The organism is Heyndrickxia sp. FSL W8-0423 (genome assembly GCF_038009395.1).
Lineage (GTDB): Bacteria > Bacillota > Bacilli > Bacillales > Bacillaceae_C > Heyndrickxia > Heyndrickxia sporothermodurans.
Genome location: NZ_JBBPBE010000001.1, coordinates 3,892,266 through 3,910,411, shown reverse-complemented (window position 1 = coordinate 3,910,411; position 18,146 = coordinate 3,892,266). Strand labels below are relative to the sequence as shown.

Below are 18,146 nucleotides of genomic sequence, written 5' to 3'. Positions count from 1 at the left end.
TCTAGCCCCTTTGCTTGTCGGGGCTGGTCGAGGCACTTTTAGCTTTTCTATGAAGTGGACAAAGGGGAGCGGGGAACATTCCCCTCTCCCTTTTTACATAGTTTTTGTACACAAAAAGGAGGGTACCTTACAGATGAATAAGAAAACCATTAAAGATATCGATTTAAATGGGAAAAAAGTATTTTGCCGTGTTGATTTTAATGTACCGTTGCAAAATGGAAATGTTACGGATGATACACGTATCCGCGCCGCATTACCAACAATTCAGTATTTAATTGACCAAGGTGCAAAAGTAATTTTAGCTAGCCATTTAGGCCGACCAAAGGGTCAAGTAGTTGAAGAATTGAGATTAACTCCGGTCGCGAAACGACTAAGTGAACTATTAAAAAAAGATATCCGTAAATCAAACGAAGCTTATGGTGAAATTGCCCAAGCAGAAATTGATAAGTTAGAAAATGGTGATGTCCTCCTTTTAGAAAACGTTCGTTTCTACCCTGGTGAGGAAAAAAATGACCCGGAATTAGCGAAAAGTTTTGCAGAATTAGCGGATGTATATGTGAACGATGCATTTGGTGCTGCTCATCGTGCCCATGCGTCAACAGAAGGAATTGCTCAATATCTACCAGCAGTTGCCGGCTTCTTGATGGAAAAGGAACTTGAAGTGCTTGGTAAGGCTCTTTCAAATCCTGAACGTCCTTTCACAGCGATTATTGGCGGAGCGAAGGTAAAAGATAAAATTGGTGTTATCGATAACTTGCTTGATAAAGTCGATAATCTCATTATCGGTGGCGGGCTTGCTTATACATTTGTGAAAGCGAACGGCCATGAAGTAGGGAAATCATTATTAGAAGAAGATAAAATTGATTTAGCAAAATCCTTTATGGAAAAAGCTAAACAAAAAAATGTGAAATTCTATATGCCTGTCGATGTAGTAGTTGCCGACGATTTTTCTGATTCTGCCAACAAAAAAGTCGTAGCAATCGATGAAATCCCATCCGATTGGGAAGCGCTAGACATCGGTCCAAAAACAGTTGAAATTTATCGTGAAGTGATTGGACAATCTAAGCTTGTCATTTGGAACGGACCAATGGGTGTATTTGAACTTGAATCATTTGCAAATGGAACAAAAGGTGTCGCAAATGCGTTAGCTGAAGCATCAAATACGTATTCTGTCATTGGCGGCGGAGACTCTGCAGCCGCAGTTGAAAAATTCAATCTTGCGGATAAAATGAGCCATATCTCAACAGGTGGCGGAGCTTCCCTTGAATTTATGGAAGGTAAAACATTACCAGGAGTAGCTGCCTTAAACGATAAATAATCAATAATGAAGAAAGGGTGTTAGAAATGCGTAAACCAATTATCGCTGGAAACTGGAAAATGCATAAAACAATGTCTGAAGCGAAAGCATTTGCTGAAGAAGTAGCTAGTTTAGTCCCTAAAAAAGATGTTGTTGATTCCGTTATTTGTGCACCAGCATTATTTTTAGATCGACTTGTTGAATCAACTCATAGCTCTGATGTAGCGATCGGAGCTCAAAACATGCATTTTGAAGAAAGTGGCGCTTTTACAGGAGAAATTAGTCCGAAAGCACTTGAAGATTTAAATGTTGACTATGTCATTTTAGGACATTCTGAGCGTCGTGAAATGTTCAATGAAACAGATGAAGCAGTAAACAAAAAAGTATTAGCTGCATTCAAGCACAACTTAGTTCCAATTGTTTGTGTCGGTGAAACACTTGAACAAAGAGAAAACAATGAAACAAAAGATTTAGTCGCTTCTCAAGTACAAAAAGCATTAGCAGGTTTAACAGAAGATCAAGTGAAACAAACAGTTATTGCTTATGAACCTATTTGGGCGATTGGAACAGGAAAATCTTCGACAGCAGAAGATGCAAATGAAGTTTGCTCCCATATTCGTTCTGTAGTTGAAGGTCAATTTTCAAAAGCAGCAGCAGACGCTGTTCGCATTCAGTACGGTGGTAGTGTAAAACCAACAAATATTAAAGAATATATGTCCCAACCGGATATAGATGGTGCGTTAGTCGGCGGAGCAAGTCTTGAGCCGCAAAGCTTTTTACAACTTTTGGAGGCGGTAAGCCATGAGTAAATCACCTGTTGCTCTCATCATTTTAGATGGGTTTGGCCTTCGCCAAGAAACGAAAGGAAATGCCGTTACACATGCGAAAAAGCCTAACTTTGACCGCTACTGGGAAAATTACCCGCATAATACTTTAACAGCTAGTGGTGAAGCAGTAGGACTGCCGGAAGGACAAATGGGTAATTCCGAGGTAGGACATTTAAACATTGGTGCAGGACGAATTGTTTACCAAAGCTTAACCCGTGTAAACGTGGCGATTCGTGAAGGGGAGTTTGTTAAAAACGAAACTTTCCTTCAAGCGATTGAACATGCGAAAAAAAATGGCACGAGTCTTCACTTATTTGGTTTATTATCTGATGGCGGTGTTCACAGTCATATTAATCATTTATTCGCCTTATTACAACTTGCTGCAAATGAAGGATTGAAAAATGTCTATGTTCATGCATTTTTAGATGGGCGTGATGTTGGACCGAAAACTGCTGCAAAATACATTAAAGAAACACAAGAAAAAATGGATGAATACGGTGTTGGTGAATTTGCTACGATTTCCGGCCGTTATTATTCGATGGACCGGGATAAACGTTGGGATCGTGTAGAAAAATCATATCGTGCAATGGTATATGGAGAAGGACCTACTTATACTGATCCATTGGAACTTGTAGAAGATTCATATTCACATGGAATTTTCGATGAATTCGTCATACCTTCTGTTATTACAAAAGAGAATGGTGAACCCGTTGCAACGATAAAGGATAATGATTCGGTAATTTTCTATAATTTTAGACCTGACCGTGCGATCCAAATCTCTAATACATTTACAAATAAAGATTTTCGATCATTTGATCGAGGACCAAAGCATCCTAAAAACTTATTTTTCGTTTGCTTAACACATTTTTCTGAAACAGTAGACGGATATGTTGCTTTTAAACCAGTAAACCTTGATAATACTCTTGGTGAGGTTTTATCGCAAAATGGATTGAAACAGTTACGTATTGCCGAAACTGAAAAATATCCGCATGTGACTTTCTTTATGAGTGGGGGCCGTGAAGCAGAGTTCCCTGGAGAGACAAGAATTCTCATTAACTCACCGAAAGTGGCGACATATGATTTGAAACCGGAGATGAGTGCTTACGAAGTGACGGATGCCTTGTTGAAAGAAATTGAAGAGGATAAACAAGATGCAATCATATTGAATTTCGCGAATCCGGATATGGTTGGTCATTCAGGTATGCTTGAGCCGACTGTTAAAGCAATTGAGGCAGTTGATGAGTGCTTAGGTCGTATTGTTGACCTTATTATCGAAAAAGGTGGTACTGCCATCATCACAGCTGATCACGGTAATGCCGACGAAGTAGTAACACTTGAGGGGCAGCCAATGACTGCACATACAACAAATCCAGTTCCTGTGATTGTTACGAAAAAAGGTATTGAGCTCCGTGATGGAGGAATTTTAGGTGATTTAGCTCCAACGATGCTTGATTTACTTGGTGTTCAACAACCTAAAGAAATGACTGGAAAGACCATTATTAAACATTAATTTTATAAAAAACTAATTTAAGAATAGGAGAAATAAACATGCCACATATTACTGAAGTATATGCAAGAGAAGTACTAGATTCCCGCGGAAATCCCACTGTAGAAGTTGAAGTTTATACAGCTTCAGGTGCATTCGGACGTGCACTTGTTCCAAGTGGTGCATCAACTGGAGAATATGAAGCAGTAGAACTTCGCGATGGCGATAAAGGCCGTTATTTAGGTAAAGGTGTAGAGACTGCAGTAAAAAATGTAAATGATATCATCGCTGAAGAACTAATTGGTTATGATGTTACAGAACAAGTTGTTATTGATAAATTGTTAATTGAGCTTGATGGAACTGAAAATAAAGGGAAACTAGGTGCGAATGCGATCCTTGGTGTTTCTATGGCAGTCGCTCGTGCAGCAGCTGATTTCCTTGGAGTAGAACTTTACGAATATCTTGGAGGATTCAACTCTAAACAACTTCCAGTGCCAATGATGAATATTGTTAATGGTGGAGAACATGCCGACAATAACGTTGATATTCAAGAATTCATGATTATGCCAGTTGGTGCTCCTACTTTTAAAGAAGCATTACGTATGGGTGCTGAAATCTTCCATAACCTTAAATCTGTATTAAAAGCAAAAGGCTTAAACACAGCTGTTGGTGATGAAGGTGGATTTGCTCCTAACCTAAAATCAAACGAAGAAGCACTTCAAACAATTATTGAAGCAATTGAAAAAGCCGGATACAAACCAGGAGAAGAAGTTATGCTAGCAATGGATGCTGCATCTTCTGAATTCTATAATAAAGAAGACGGAAAATATCATTTATCAGGTGAAGGTGTTGTTCGTACATCTGCTGAAATGGTTGACTGGTATGAAGAACTTACTTCTAAATACCCAATTATCTCTATCGAAGACGGTTTAGATGAAAACGACTGGGAAGGTCACAAGCTTCTTACCGAACGTATCGGCCATAAAGTTCAATTAGTTGGTGACGATTTATTCGTAACAAACACGAAAAAACTTTCTGAAGGTATTAAACAAGGCGTAGGTAACGCGATCCTAATTAAAGTTAACCAAATCGGTACATTAACTGAAACATTTGATGCAATCGAAATGGCTAAACGTGCTGGTTATACTGCAATCATTTCTCACCGTTCTGGTGAAACAGAAGACACAACAATTGCAGACATCGCCGTTGCTACAAACGCAGGACAAATCAAAACAGGTGCTCCTTCAAGAACAGACCGTGTCGCAAAATACAACCAATTACTTCGCATCGAAGACGGCTTAGCAGACACAGCTCAATACTTAGGAAAAGACACATTCTACAACCTAAAAAAATAGTAAACCAAAAATGCCGGCACTAAACTGCCGGCATTTTTCACTTTATTCACTTTTTAGAATAATTATGCGGAAAAATGAATATTTGGTGTCAGGCACCAAAATTTCGTTTGTGTACAAGTTGGAAGTGTGGTACATTTAAAGTACGTTTAGATGTTCGATTTGGAGGTGGGGTCTCATGCATACTTTATTTTTGACTTTATTGGTGATTGATGCGATTGCTTTAATTATTGTAGTGCTTTTACAGTCGGGGAAAAGTGCTGGATTATCAGGAGCGATATCCGGTGGTGCAGAGCAGTTATTCGGAAAGCAAAAAGCTCGCGGGATGGATTTAGTTTTACACCGAATTACAGTTGTTCTTGCAGTATTATTTATTATTTTAGCGTTAGGCGTGTCGTATTTCGGAATATAATAATACTAAAGCTACCTGACTTACCGTACGGTTGGTCGGGTTTTTTGTTTTGCCCCTTTTCTATAAAACCGTTGCTTTTAGCAAAGCTCAGAGTTGAAAGGAACGGTTTATTTAAATCATATTTCTGGATTGTTCTTTATTTCTCTGTTAAAAATAAGGTAAGAATACGTATGTAAAGGAGTTCACATCATGAAAATAGTACCACCAAAGCCTTTTACATTCGAAGCTGGAAAACGTGCTGTCTTGTTATTACATGGTTTCACAGGCAGTTCAGCCGATGTTCGGATGTTAGGACGATTTCTTGAAAAACAAGGATATACTTCTCACGCACCCATCTACAAAGGACACGGAGTTCCACCCGAAGAATTAGTACATACAGGTCCGGACGATTGGTGGAAAGATGTCATGGCTGGCTATGAACATTTAAAAAATAAAGGATACGAAGAAATAGCTGTAGCCGGATTATCACTAGGTGGGGTATTTTCCCTGAAATTAGGTTACACTGTACCTGTAAAGGGAATAATTCCTATGTGTGCTCCGATGTATATTAAAAGTGAAGAAACAATGTACAACGGTGTTGTCGACTATGCGCGCCAGTATAAAAAATTTGAAGGAAAAGATGATCTTCAAATTAATAAAGAAATTGAGGAATTCAAGAAAACGCCAATGGAAACATTAAAAGGATTACAAAACTTGATATCAGAGGTAAGGGAAAATGTCGATATGATCTACTCACCGACCTTTGTCGTTCAGGCAAGACATGATGAAATGATTAATACTGACAGTGCGAATATTATTTATAATCATGTGGAATCTGAACAGAAAGAAATAAAATGGTATGAAGAATCCGGACATGTTATTACGTTAGATAAGGAAAAAGAACAATTGCATCAAGATGTTTTCCATTTTCTTGAACAACTAAACTGGTCCGAATAAGACTTGTGGTAATAAGTCAAGAGAAAATCCATAAAAAATAAAGTTGATTTTGGACTTTCAAAGGAAAAAAAGGCGCACTGAACTAAACCCGCACCATCACAAGAACGCTTGTTCGGGTTTGCTGAAAGGATTCAAAAGCAGCTATTTGCTTTTGAGTTACACGCTCCTTTTTGGCGTGTAGAGTTGGTGATTGCGTAGTAGCACATCCACCAAACGCACTAATTTTCTTGCAGTCATGACAAGGGCTCTTTTGTGTTGAAATTTCGGAACTTCTTTATACTTCTTTAAGTAAAATTCACGATAGGCGGGTTCATTTCGTTGGACCGAGTTGGCAGCTTCAACTAAGTAATAACGAAGATACTGATTTCCCGACATGACTCGTGGTGTTCGTTCCGATTCATAGTCGCCTGATTGCGATTTTTTCCAGAAGAGACCGGCATATTTAGCTATTTGCGCTTGTGTTTCAAATCGATCAATTTGACCGATTTCGGCGATAATCCCTGCCGCATAAACCGGACCAATACCCGGCACGCTTTTCAAGCACTGTCCTTCTGGAATAATGTGAAATAGGGACTCAATCCCTTTTTCTAACTCTTTGACCTGGTTTTTAAGTGTTTGAATGAGTTTGGCATAGGTGGCCAATACGACATCAACGGAGTCCTGTACGACCTTGCCTAAACGGTAGGAGTCACGAATCGCCTTTTGGATGGATTTCGCAACTTTTTCTGGCTGACGAAAGCGACCTTTTCCTCTCTCTTGAAGGAACTCAGCCAGCTCTTCCAGCTCCATCTGAGCGATCTCATCCAGCGAAAAGGATTCAGCGAACAACTCCATCATGGTCGAACCAAAAACAGAAGTATCTACTTCATTGGTCAATGTATTGCACTTGTAATAGAGATTTTCAAGGAAATGCTGCTTACACTCGGTCAATTGATGAATGACCTGATAACGAGAACGCGTTAAACGCTGAAGGGCAACATACTTTTCTTCCTTGATGATGGTTTTATTATAGCGCCCAAACCGAAGAAAGTCGGCAATCCGAAATGCATCAATTTTATCGGTTTTATCTTCTTCAAATAAGCCTTTAAACCGATGGATCGCCTTTGGATTTTGAACCACCACTTCCACCCCAATCCGTTTTAAGTCGGCATCGTTATCTAAAAGATGCGCAGGGTGAAAGCTATACACAGAGGTGGATTCCATGCCGACAATGATTTTTTCGTAATGGGATTGTCCATGATAAGCTAAGATATTTTCTTTAATCTGGTTCGCTCCATGAATATCGTTTGGAAAAGTCGTTTCTTTTAAACGTGTGTCTTCGCTGTCCAGAAAACACACATCAAGTTTTTTAGAGCTTACATCAATACCTACAAATAAATTCACGGAAAGGACCTCCTTTCATTTGATTATGGAATAAGCTTGGATACTGCGGGATATCCCTAGAAACAATGGTCTGGCAACAGCCTCGCGTATGAGTATTCAAAAGGTGCGTCTCTAAAAGCTGCCCCAATGTCCACTAACATTGGTATAGAAATACACCGATACAGCTTGTGTGTTTGCAGTACAACCATTGTCTGGGTCACAGTCTTTAATCGTAGTCGAACTACAGGAGGAAACAGCATATTCCCAGTTGGATCCATTCCAATGTCTATTATCCAGGGATATCCCCCAGTATCCAAGCAATTCGGGTTGTGCTATTTATGAATATAAAGAGAGAGCAGCATTGCCTCCATCATAGATAGCAATATCTTAATTATTTAGTTATCAAAGAACAATAAAAGCAATTTCTAAAACTTATTATACGAGGAGGGATGTAAATGGATGAAAAAACGCAATCGCAGATTGAACGTATTTTAACCTATATGAAAGACGAAGCATACAAACCATTGACAGTGCAGGAACTGGAAGAAGTATTCGGAATTGAAGACTCTACTGGATTTAAAGATTTTGTAAAAACGCTCGTGTTAATGGAAGAGAAAGGACTTGTCGTCCGAACAAGAAGCAATCGCTATGGACTCCCGGCCAAAATGAATTTAGTCCGCGGAAAAATGATTGGTCATGCGAAAGGCTTTGCCTTTGTAACACCCGATGAACCGGGATTTGATGATATTTTTATCCCACCACATGAAAAAAATAATGCCATCCATGGTGATGTCGTATTAGTTCGCGTTTCATCTGAAAGTTCCGGTTCAAGACGTGAAGGTTCAGTTGTAAGAATTTTAGAACGTGGTATTACAGAAGTTGTCGGAACTTATACCGAGAGTAAATATTTTGGCTTTGTTATTCCGGACGATAAAAAATTTGGCAGCGACATTTTTATTCCGAAAAACGCGAATAAAGGTGCAGTTGAAGGACATAAAGTTGTTGTACATATAACGGGATATCCTGAAGGACATAAAAATGCCGAGGGTGAAGTTGTCCAAATTCTTGGTCATAAAAATGACCCAGGTGTAGACATCTTATCTATTATCCATAAACACGGGCTTCCGCTGGCATTCCCGGAAGAAGTACTGCAACAGGCGAATAGTGTACCGGAAGAAATTGATGAAAATGAAATAGGAAACCGCCGGGATCTTCGTGATCAGACAATCGTGACCATTGATGGTGCCGATGCTAAAGATTTAGATGATGCGGTGACAGTATCAAAATTAGAAAATGGCCATTATAAATTAGGGGTACACATTGCAGATGTCACACATTATGTGACGGAAGGCTCCCCAATTGATCGGGAAGCTTTAGAAAGAGGCACAAGTGTTTATTTAGTCGATCGAGTCATCCCGATGATTCCACATCGTTTATCAAATGGGATATGTTCATTGAATCCAAAAGTGAATCGTTTTACATTATCTTGTGAAATGGAAATCAATGATAAAGGTGAAGTCGTTAATCATGAAATTTTCGAAAGTATCATTAAGACGACGGAGCGAATGACATATTCCGATGTAAATAAAATTTTAGTTGATAAAGATGAGGAATTAAGAGAGCGGTACGAGCCAATTGTTCCGATGTTTGAAACGATGGAAGAGTTGGCACAAATTTTACGAACGAAACGGATGGAACGCGGCGCCATTGATTTTGACTTTAAAGAAGCAAAAGTGATTGTAAATGATGAAGGAAAACCTGTTGACGTTGTTACACGTGAACGTTCTGTAGCGGAACGATTAATCGAAGAATTCATGCTGGCGGCGAATGAAACGATTGCAGAACATTTTCACTGGCTCGATGTCCCGTTCATGTATCGAATCCATGAAGATCCTAAAGAAGAAAAGCTGCAACGATTCTTTGAATTTATTACAAACTTCGGATTAATTGTCCGTGGAACTGCTAATTCTGTTCATCCACGTGCACTTCAGGAAATTATCGAAGCGGTCCAAGGAAAACCGGAGGAAATGGTCATCTCTACCGTCATGCTTCGCTCTATGCAGCAAGCAAAATATGACCCGGAAAGTCTTGGTCACTTTGGATTATCAACACAATTCTATACACATTTCACTTCACCTATCCGACGTTATCCCGATTTAATCGTCCATCGATTAATTCGTACGTATTTAATCGAAGGCAAAATGGATGAAGCAACAAGAGCCAAATGGGATGCATCCTTACAGGAAATTGCTGATCATGCATCGAAAATGGAAAGACGGGCTGTTGATGCCGAACGCGATACAGATGAGTTGAAAAAAGCAGAGTACATGGAAGACAAAGTGGGCGAAGAGTTTGATGGAATTATCAGTTCTGTAACTAACTTTGGTATGTTTGTAGAATTACCAAATACGATTGAAGGACTTGTTCATGTCAGCTATATGACAGATGATTATTATCATTATGATGAGCGTCAATATGCTATGATAGGGGAAAGAACAGGGAATGTCTTTCGGATTGGCGACGAAATTACTATTCGTGTTATAAACGTAAATAAAGACGAGCACGACATCGACTTTGAAATTGTAGGTATGAAAAATAATCGAGCAAGAAGGGGCGCACAAGAAAAACCGCGAATCGTAAAAGTACGGGGATACAAAAAAGATTCGCAACAAAAAGGCCCACAAGGAAATAAAGATGAAGGCGAATGGTCCACACGCCCACCGAAAGCAAAAAAGAAAAAAAATAAATCTTTTGCGAACACACCAAAAAATAAACGAACAAAAAAACGCAAATAAATTGTAGCATCAATTAGGTGTCAGGCACCTGGTGTCAGGCACCTTTTAGGTCTTAAGATCTAGGGGGAGTTGAAAATATGCCAAAAGGAGAAGGCAAGGTTGTAGCCCAAAATAAAAAGGCAAATCATGATTATTTTATCGAGGAAACATTTGAAGCAGGGATCGTCCTTCAAGGAACGGAAATTAAATCGATTCGTGCAGGACGTGTGAACTTAAAGGATTCATATGCGCGAATTCATAAAGGTGAAGTGTTCATCTATAATATGCACATCAGCACATATGAACAAGGAAATCGCTATAATCATGATCCATTGCGGGAAAGAAAATTATTGCTTCATCGTAAACAAATTAATAAATTAATCGGTGAAACGAAGGAAGCAGGATATGCATTAGTTCCTCTTAAAATGTATTTAAAAGATGGCTATGCAAAGGTTTTAATTGGACTTGGAAAAGGGAAAAAGAAATATGACAAACGAGAAGATTTAAAGAAAAAAGAAGCAAAACGTGAGATTGAAAAAGCGTTTAAAGCACGTCAGCAAATGTAGCTTACACAAATTTACAATTGCATTTATCGCGAAACATGGTATAATAAGACATGTAACAGCCAGTTACTTTTAATGTTAAGCTCAGTTGTCTCGAGCGTCTTTCTCTTTATAAAAGAGATCGTAACCTTTCTATCATGGGGACGTTACGGATTCGACAGGGACAGTTTGAGCTTAAGTTGCGAGTCGAGGGGGTCGTCCTCGTAAAAACGCCAAAGCCAATAATAACTGGCAAAAACAACAATAACCTCGCTTTTGCAGCGTAAGCTAGCATAGCGGATCCTCCCTCCATCGCCCATGTGGTAGGGTCAGGGTCTCAACTTTAGTGGGCTACGCCGGTTGTCCTCCGCCTGAGGACGATGGAAGAGACCAATCAGGCTAGCACTTCGGACGCCCGTCGATAGGCAGATGAAGCTGCGAAATGCGAATATATCGACTACACTCGTAGACGCTTAAGTGGCAATGTTTCTGGACGTGGGTTCGATTAGTAAATAGTCGCCTTATGTGGTAACACATAAGTGAAAATCCGGCTTTATCGGTGAAACCTAAGTCACAAATAGTGATAGGGCAATGCCGAGCGGTATGTGGAGCAATCCAACAGCCGTGTATCGACTTATAGGCTGCCTCATGGGTAGTACTAGGATGCGGAATTCTGCATGAAGGAACTCGTGTAAATTTATATTTCGCATAATACGCCGGGGTACCTGAAGGATATTCAGGTACAAGATATAGTCAGTGCCATTACGAAAGTATGGAATAGCACGTCCCACCGTCTCCACCAAATACATATTTAATGTACATTGGTGGAAAATAACCAATATATTATAAAAGCGACTCATATAATAATGAGTCGCTTTTTATAATTTAAAAAAGTTATCTTCAAACAATATCTTCTTTTTAAGAAGCTCCGGAGTATATTTCCCATTACGAGGAGTTACCGAATCATAATTTTCGAGAATCCAAATCGAGCGCAATCTTTTTTGTTTAATTCTTAGAAATGGTAATACATTCTGCAATGTATAGAAAACATCTGATTTCTTTTTTATATATAAAGTATATGAATCTTTATACTTATCTGGATGATAATTCTTTTTATTGTTTATTGTTCCACCGGTAATAGATTGGATATAAATGAGAAGTTCTTTATCTGTTGATGCAATTGTTATACATGGACGTCGATTTTCTTTTTCGTGCATTCTTGTTAAAGTAATGCTGCCTTCTCCATCAATAATGCCTGCCACATAAGAGGCTTCCCATTTTTTCATTATGATTCCCCCTGTTTCTAACTGTACGAAACATACGTTCTTATCCTATTGTATTTTAGATAATTTTTATTTGCAATATTAAACTAAAAATAGTTCGCAGAAAAGTAAGCAGTTTCGTATTTAAATGAATTTGTGTAAATAATAGAAAACTGGTTTCATAAAAAAACCAAACAGATACACTTAAATTCTGCTTGGTTTTTTATAACCATTGTAGTCACATTGAATTGTTTCGGAAGTTATACTCTTTTCTGTAAGAAGCGCTACTTACAATTGAATAATATCTTAGAAGTAAAGTAACAAAAATGCTCTCATAAAGCTACCGACTGGAATTGGAAAAGAAATAAAAATCTGTGGAGTTTTGCATCTATCACTATCGGGGCAGGATTATTGAATAAGCCAAATAATATGTAATAAATGTAATTTTCTGATATAATTAGATAATAAATACTTACTATTATTCGGGGTGTTTAAATATGAATTTATTAGAACATGAAATATAACAACTTACTTTTTATGTAAGAGGACCTCCCATTATACGTTTCATACCTAGCTTTAAACAATTTGGGAGGTAAATTATGATAAGAGATAATCAATTTTTAAGTTATTTAAACGATGTAAATAAAGAATTTTCTGGATGGGACTTCTCGTTTATTACGGGAACTGGACGAATGAGAAGTGGCTTACTTTCTTGGTCTTATGGGAGTATGGCAAGACATCTAATTCAAAATGTTGATTCTATGTTGGACATGGGAACTGGTGGTGGAGAATTCTTATCAATGTTGAGACCATTTCCTCGTTCTGTTTATGCAACAGAAGGTTACAAACCAAACTTCGAAATAGCAAAAGAAAACCTTGAGCCTTTAGGAATAAAAGTTGTTCAACTTGAAGAGGATTCTGAACTACCATTTAATGATAATCAGTTCGAATTGATTTTAAATCAACATGAATCATATTCATCCGAAGAGATAAGAAGGACGATTCAAAAAAATGGTGTATTTCTAACACAGCAAGTTGGTGGCTTAGATTGTAAAGAAATTAATGAATCATTTGCTGTTTCATTGAACCTTGAGTTTGAAAATTGGAACCTAAAGACAGCTTTACAGGAACTTAAAAAGAATAATTTCGAAGTATTGTATAGAAATGAAGAGTTCCCAATTCAACGATTTTATGATGTGGGTGCATTAGTATATTATCTAAAAGCAATACCTTGGCAAGTTCCCGACTTTAGTATCGAAAAATATGAAGAAAGTTTATATGATATACACAAACATATTCAGTCAAAAGGATTTTATGATGTGAAACAGCATCGCTTTATTATTAAGGCTAAAGCGATATAAATAAATGAAGTCTTCTTATAAAAGGAGACCTCGACTTTACTCTTATTGTGCTAAAGGGTGCTTTAACACAACAAGGAGTTAATTAAAGAGCCTAAATGTACACTTTTTGTATATTTGGGCTATTTTTCCATTAATACAACATACTGCCATAAAAGCATTTGGTTCAATGTGCTAGTGAAAGTCGGAATTGGGAGATCTGAATAGATTCCAGTCGATATCAGAATTTTAGCGGCTACAAATCGTAATAAATGATAGTAATCTAAAGGCAATTGCTATTATAATGTCGACTATCGTTAATTTTTTTACTTAATTCGAACGATAAACAAATTGTTCGCAATTTTTCAGAAGGGGGTGCCTTTTTTCTTCATAAATTTATATTTCATATATGAAGGCAATTTTAAATGAAGAAAGGGCAGGGATGAAAATGGCAAAGTATAGAATGGTGCGTACGGATTTTTGGAAGAATCCGATTGTTATAGAAGAGATGACCCCTGAGGAAAAGTACTTTTACTTTTATCTGCTGACGAATCCGCGTACGACGCAAATTGGAATCTATCAAATTACGAAAAAGGAAATAGCTTTTGATCTGGGATATTCCATTGAGAGTAGAGAGTATTCATTCGCTAATGGAGCTTTTCGAGAAACACCATCAATTGATCCTTTACAATCCTGAAACAAGGGAGCTAGCTATTAAGAACTGGGGAAGAGAGAACCTTCAAAAAGTTGGAAAACCAGTAATGGATTGTATTGTTTCCGAATTAAAAGAGGTAGAGGATCACTCGCTTATCCAATATGTTTCGGAATGCATACATAAAGAAGAGATCCGCAGCTTATATGAAGCTTTTTATCAGCAAAAAGAGATGCTCATGGAGACGGAAGAAAAAGAGGATGATGAAAAAGTTCCATGTGAAGAAATTGACGATGCTTTACCGCTTCGTTATACGATTGGTGGACAAAAAGAAGAGGATGAAAAAGCTCTCTGTATCGAATTTGACGATACGTTGCCGACTCGTTTTACGACACGTGGGCAAAAAGAAAAAGAAAAACAAAAAGAAAAACAAAAACAACAAAAAGATCTCTATCCAAGTATAGCGAATAATCTACGCATAGTGAATCCGTCACTGAGTAATGATGATGTGAAGGAAATTATCGAGTTTTGGGATACAAATGGATTTGGTTTAACGAATGTAAATGCAAAAGAGCAGTTGTTGTCGTCGTTGGATGATTCAAGTTTTTTACAACCGAAGGAAATGATTGTAAATGCCATGAAAATAGCCTGTGCCAAGGCATTGGTGAGGTTCTATGAGGCGCCTTGGGAAAATCAACATCATTCGAAAGGTGGGACAATGGGGATTAAAAAGCTCAATCTCGTAACGGGAATGCCTTCGATAGGAAAAACTGAAAACGACCCTTAGTTTAGAATGTTTTTAGGACAACCCCCATATGAATAGAGTAAATAGGGGGGGATTAACATGTTTGCCAGAATTGCTGCAATGATAATAGGAAGTGGTCTTATAGGGATTGGAGTGAATGGCTTTTTGGTTCCTCATCATTTACTAGATGGAGGAATTATCGGTCTAGCTCTTATATTGCATTATTATTTTGACTTTCAAACAGGGTTATGGTCGGCGCTGTTAAGTATTCCATTGATCCTTTATGCATGGGTGAAGGATCGCGGCCAATTTCACGGCAGTATTTACGGAATGATTGTGACAGCTATTTTTCTGGATCTGCTAGCTCCTTATCAATTTCCTTTGCCTATATGGATAAGTGCTATTTTAGGTGGAGCCATTTGCGGAATTGGAGTGGGGTTAATGCTTCGTTATAAGACAAGCACTGGGGGAACCGACTTGATTGCTTATTTCATAGCCAAAGCTACCCCATTGAGTATAGGGCTAATTATTGCTATATTGGATGGTATCATCGTCTTAATCGGGTTTCAAACGTTGGGACTTTGGAGCGTCGTATTTTCAAGCATCACCATTTTGTCTGCTGGGCTTCTAGCAAATATCTGTTATGAACGTCCGAATAATGGGTCTGTCCCCAACTAAGTGTTAAAATTGTAATCAAATTACTTAAGGAGTGACAAAGGTGGCACGTGTATTATTTATTAATATTGGATCTGAAGGGCATATTAATCCAACGGTCGGAGTTGTACAAGAGCTTATTTCGCGTGGAGAAGAGGTCGTGTATTTTACGATTGAAGATTTTCGAGAGCGTATTGAAAAGACGGGAGCAACGGTACGAACCGTAGACGGTCAAAAATTTATTAAAGCGTTTATCTCGGGTGGCAGAAATAATGTACTCGAAAGAATTAATGGTCTCTTACATACTGCAGATATTGTCATACCAAGCGTTCTTGAACAGATTGAAGGCGAACATTTTGATTACATTATCCACGATTCCATGTTTGGTTGTGGACGTATACTTGCTCAAATCCTTAAACTTCCGGCAGTCAATTCGTGCACTACTTTTGCTGAGACCCAAGAATCGTTCAATAAAATGTTCGAACAGCTTTCACAAAAAATCCCCGAAGAAACATTTGATGAGTTTCAAAGGTTAACAGAAATGGTAAAGGATAAGTATGATGTTGAGATCCGTTCCCCATACGAAGTTTTTTGTAATCCAGCATCACTTACAATCGTTTATACAATTAAAGAATTTCAACCTTTTGGAGAAGACTTCGATCAAACTTATAAATTTGTAGGACCATCTATCACTTCACGATTAAATCAAGAAACTTTCGACATTCCTGCAATCAAGGGAAAGAGCCCAATCTATATTTCACTGGGAACTGTCGTAAATCAGGCGATTGATTTCTATAAGCTTTGTTTTAAAGCATTTGAAAACACTGACCATTCGGTTATCATGTCAATTGGGGAGAAAGTTCAACAATCTGACTTAGGTGAGATTCCGAATAATTTCATTGTGAAAAACTATGTTCCGCAAACCGAGGTGCTGAAATACACTAAATTATTTATCACACATGGTGGAATGAACAGTGTCCATGAAGGTCTCTATTACGGGGTTCCGCTAATTGTAATCCCACAAAGCGCGGATCAGCCGATTATTGCTGAGCAAGTTGCTGCTATTGGAGCGGGCATTAAATTGCAAATGCAAAGCTTGACTGCAAATGAACTACGTGAAGCCGTAAATCATGTCTTAAACGAGCCATCTTTTCATAAAAACGTTGCAAAAGTTAAGAACTCCTTTCAAAAATCGGGTGGTTCTCGTCAAGCAGTCGATGATATTTTCGAATATAAAAGACAAAAAGATATCCAAAAATAATAATTTCCGTGACAACTGCATCTTCCGGTCAGCTTTTTAACTTTATACATAATACAAAAGATTTTGTGAAAAATAACAAAAAAGGTCGAGGTCCAGGAGGTGCATCATGGAAAAAGATTATCAAGTGAGGCTTACATCAACAGAGATTACTGCTCTTTGGGGATCTTATATTAATGACAGTGCTATTTCGTGTAAACTGGAATATTTTTTATCCAAAGTGGAGGATAAAGAAATTAAACCAATAATCCAACATGCTATAGAGATTGCTCAAGGTAATTTAAGAACTTTAACTGAAATTTTTAATAAAGAAAAGTACCCAATACCATATGGGTTTAAAACGAATGAGGATGTTGATCAATCAGCTGCTAGATTGTACTCAGATACCTATGTTTTGTATTACCTCCATCAAGCATGTCAAATTGCCATTCAAGGTTACAGTGTTAATTTGTCTTTATCAGTTAGAGCAGATGTATACAGCTATTTCAGTGAGTGTATTTCACAATTGACTACATTTCTCAGAGAGATAAAGGAGCTGTTATTATCCAAAGGTCTTTATATTAGGGCTCCTTATTTACCAATCCCAGAGGATATTGATTTTGTTAAAAAGCAAAGTTTCCTTAAAGGCTTTTTTGGTGAAAAAAGACCCTTAACTGGTACAGAAATTACGAATCTTATTACCAATTTTGAGAGAAATGCTTTTGGAGCAGCAACTTTACTAGGATTTAGCCAGGTTGCTCAATCAAAAGAGGTTTCCGAGTTTTTGTTCAGGGGAGTGGAGATTGCTAAAAAGCATTGTGATATTTTTGAATCTACTCTTAATGAGGCTTATCTTCCTGCACCTATGACATGGAATATAGAGGTAACAGACTCAACCTCTTATACTTTTTCAGACAAACTAATGATGTTTTATACAACAGCACTTATTGCACTCAGTATAGGATTTTATGGCACAAGTATGGCAATGAGCCCAAGAAAGGATTTGGCTTTGCAATATGTAAGACTTTCCGCTGAAATTGCAAAGTATGCTGAGGACGGTGCAAAAATCATGATTAAAAATGGGTTTCTTGAACAACCCCCGATGGCTCTTGATAGAGAGGAATTAGCAATGCAAAAGACGAAGGAATAGGCAATATAGCCCTGACTTAGTAGAGGGCTTTTTTCTTTGAGCATGAATACTGATTTAAAAATGGGTGATTAAATGTAAAAAAAGGTATTCTTAATCTCTTGACATACTCTAGGGGGGTATT

16 protein-coding genes and 1 other RNA gene are annotated in these 18,146 nt (G+C 37.9%); 15 read left to right on the top strand and 2 right to left on the bottom strand.

What is annotated here, in order from left to right:
- Nucleotides 1-133: 133 nt before the first annotated feature.
- The 6 genes from MKY81_RS20060 (at nt 134) to MKY81_RS20035 (ending at nt 6,310) form a co-directional block, all read left to right on the top strand.
- Complete coding sequence (locus MKY81_RS20060; protein ID WP_066230394.1) at nt 134-1,318, top strand: phosphoglycerate kinase; 1,185 nt, start codon at nt 134-136, stop codon at nt 1,316-1,318.
- Between the two features lie 26 nt (nt 1,319-1,344).
- Complete coding sequence (gene tpiA / locus MKY81_RS20055; RefSeq protein ID WP_066230398.1) at nt 1,345-2,106, top strand: triose-phosphate isomerase; 762 nt, start codon at nt 1,345-1,347, stop codon at nt 2,104-2,106.
- Nucleotides 2,099-3,634, top strand: coding sequence for a 2,3-bisphosphoglycerate-independent phosphoglycerate mutase (gene gpmI, locus MKY81_RS20050; protein ID WP_108069987.1), 1,536 nt, complete (start codon nt 2,099-2,101; stop codon nt 3,632-3,634). Before tpiA ends, gpmI begins: the two co-directional genes overlap by 8 nt.
- 38 nt (nt 3,635-3,672) lie before the next feature.
- A complete protein-coding gene (gene eno / locus MKY81_RS20045; RefSeq protein ID WP_107920636.1) occupies nt 3,673-4,965 on the top strand; it encodes a phosphopyruvate hydratase in 1,293 nt (430 codons plus the stop codon).
- A 175-nt stretch (nt 4,966-5,140) separates the two neighbouring features.
- Nucleotides 5,141-5,374: a preprotein translocase subunit SecG gene (gene secG / locus MKY81_RS20040; RefSeq protein ID WP_066230408.1), complete on the top strand. Its 234-nt coding sequence runs from the start codon at nt 5,141-5,143 to the stop codon at nt 5,372-5,374.
- A gap of 189 nt (nt 5,375-5,563) precedes the next feature.
- Nucleotides 5,564-6,310, top strand: a complete 747-nt coding sequence (locus MKY81_RS20035; protein ID WP_108069985.1) for an alpha/beta hydrolase — start codon at nt 5,564-5,566, stop codon at nt 6,308-6,310.
- 156 nt (nt 6,311-6,466) lie between these two features.
- On the opposite strand, the gene MKY81_RS20030 is transcribed toward MKY81_RS20035, so the two are convergent.
- Nucleotides 6,467-7,693 (bottom strand): IS110 family transposase, encoded by a 1,227-nt coding sequence (locus tag MKY81_RS20030; protein ID WP_108073350.1) that lies wholly within the window; start codon nt 7,691-7,693, stop codon nt 6,467-6,469.
- 434 nt (nt 7,694-8,127) lie between these two features.
- Between MKY81_RS20030 and rnr the strand changes: the two genes are divergently transcribed.
- From rnr to ssrA, 3 genes are all read left to right on the top strand, one after another.
- The gene (rnr, locus tag MKY81_RS20025) at nt 8,128-10,467 is read left to right on the top strand and encodes a ribonuclease R (protein ID WP_108069982.1); all 2,340 of its coding nucleotides are present in this window, start codon (nt 8,128-8,130) and stop codon (nt 10,465-10,467) included.
- 77 nt (nt 10,468-10,544) lie between these two features.
- Nucleotides 10,545-11,012: an SsrA-binding protein SmpB gene (smpB, locus tag MKY81_RS20020; protein ID WP_066230416.1), complete on the top strand. Its 468-nt coding sequence runs from the start codon at nt 10,545-10,547 to the stop codon at nt 11,010-11,012.
- 144 nt (nt 11,013-11,156) lie between these two features.
- Nucleotides 11,157-11,496, top strand: a transfer-messenger RNA (tmRNA) gene (gene ssrA / locus MKY81_RS20015).
- 370 nt (nt 11,497-11,866) lie between these two features.
- On the opposite strand, the gene MKY81_RS20010 is transcribed toward ssrA, so the two are convergent.
- Nucleotides 11,867-12,274 carry an LAGLIDADG family homing endonuclease gene (locus MKY81_RS20010; RefSeq protein ID WP_066230418.1) on the bottom strand — a complete coding sequence of 136 codons (408 nt, stop codon included), beginning with the start codon at nt 12,272-12,274 and terminating at the stop codon, nt 11,867-11,869.
- 575 nt (nt 12,275-12,849) lie between these two features.
- On the opposite strand from MKY81_RS20010, the gene MKY81_RS20005 reads away from it, so the two are divergent.
- The 6 genes from MKY81_RS20005 to MKY81_RS19980 all read left to right on the top strand — a co-directional run bounded on the left by MKY81_RS20005 (nt 12,850) and on the right by MKY81_RS19980 (nt 18,025).
- Nucleotides 12,850-13,611 carry a methyltransferase domain-containing protein gene (locus MKY81_RS20005; protein ID WP_066230420.1) on the top strand — a complete coding sequence of 254 codons (762 nt, stop codon included), beginning with the start codon at nt 12,850-12,852 and terminating at the stop codon, nt 13,609-13,611.
- Between the two features lie 385 nt (nt 13,612-13,996).
- Complete coding sequence (locus MKY81_RS20000; RefSeq protein ID WP_066230422.1) at nt 13,997-14,284, top strand: hypothetical protein; 288 nt, start codon at nt 13,997-13,999, stop codon at nt 14,282-14,284.
- Nucleotides 14,238-15,026: a hypothetical protein gene (locus tag MKY81_RS19995; RefSeq protein WP_321165984.1), complete on the top strand. Its 789-nt coding sequence runs from the start codon at nt 14,238-14,240 to the stop codon at nt 15,024-15,026. The genes MKY81_RS20000 and MKY81_RS19995 overlap by 47 nt, the downstream gene beginning before the upstream one ends.
- Before the next feature lie 57 nt (nt 15,027-15,083).
- Nucleotides 15,084-15,662 carry a YitT family protein gene (locus MKY81_RS19990; RefSeq protein ID WP_066230428.1) on the top strand — a complete coding sequence of 193 codons (579 nt, stop codon included), beginning with the start codon at nt 15,084-15,086 and terminating at the stop codon, nt 15,660-15,662.
- 40 nt (nt 15,663-15,702) lie between these two features.
- Complete coding sequence (locus tag MKY81_RS19985; protein ID WP_341118615.1) at nt 15,703-16,899, top strand: macrolide family glycosyltransferase; 1,197 nt, start codon at nt 15,703-15,705, stop codon at nt 16,897-16,899.
- A gap of 106 nt (nt 16,900-17,005) precedes the next feature.
- Complete coding sequence (locus MKY81_RS19980) at nt 17,006-18,025, top strand: DUF3231 family protein (protein ID WP_341118614.1); 1,020 nt, start codon at nt 17,006-17,008, stop codon at nt 18,023-18,025.
- Nucleotides 18,026-18,146 lie beyond the last annotated feature (121 nt).